1 protein-coding gene is annotated in these 919 nt (G+C 35.9%); it reads right to left on the bottom strand.

Translation table 11 applies throughout. The features are described 5' to 3' along the window. Positions 1–284: 284 nt before the first annotated feature. Positions 285–919 (bottom strand): IS3 family transposase (locus A9G32_RS02120; RefSeq protein WP_141672864.1); only part of this gene is annotated, 635 nt, incomplete at its 5' end.

Raw genomic sequence — 919 nt, 5'->3', positions numbered from 1 at the left:
TGAATTTTTTTATATTTTATAAGTTATAGGAATTTTTAGTGTTATTTTCAGTAATTTGAGAAACTACTGTAATGAATATACATAAAAACAAAACTAACGCCTTATCACAGAAAAGAGATATGGCGTTTATATCATTAAGAAAAAATAACGGTCACTCATTTGGCTAAGCGCTTTATGATCAGTCGCTAGGCCATTTATAACGTACTATAGAAAGTCCGATTGAAGCTGTTTGTGCCTTTAACTATGTAAATACCCCAAACTTAGTACACAACTCACGTAGAAAATCATGCTGCTTGTTTTAGTGTTTTATACTCAATCGGTGTCATGTTATTTAATGCCTCATGCGGTCTTTCGGTGTTATAAATCGTTAACCATTCTTCGGTTATTTTCCTTGCTTGTGCTAAGTTGTTAAAAAGATATAAATCGAGTACTTCAGTACGATAGGTACGATTAAATCGTTCAATATAGCCATTTTGATAAGGGCTACCGGGCTGGATATAATCAATGGTTATATCATGTGATTTAGCCCAGTTTATAAAGGTTTTTCCGGTAAATTCTGGCCCATTATCGACCCGTATTTTTAATGGATACCCATGATATTCGGCCAGTTTATCTAAGTAACGGGTAATCCTTCCTGCTGGTAAGCTTACTGCAATATCAATCCCTAACGCCTCACGATTAAAGTCATCGATGACATTGAATGTCCTAAAGCGACGCTGATTACGACTACTGTCACTCATAAAATCCATTGACCAGCATTCACCTTGTTTATTGGGTGCTGATAGCCTTTCTGGGCTTCGTGGAGGAATGCGCTGTTTACGCTTTATCCTGAGATTAAGCTTTAATTCACAATACACCCGATATACCCGTTTATGATTCCATTTATAGCCGAGCTTTTTGATATGATTAAAGCATTTAG

The sequence above is a fragment of the Gilliamella sp. Gris3-2 genome, from assembly GCF_001690345.1.
Taxonomy (GTDB): domain Bacteria; phylum Pseudomonadota; class Gammaproteobacteria; order Enterobacterales; family Orbaceae; genus Gilliamella; species Gilliamella bombi.
Note: the sequence above shows the minus strand (reverse complement) of the source record. Positions and strands in the feature narration are given on the sequence as shown.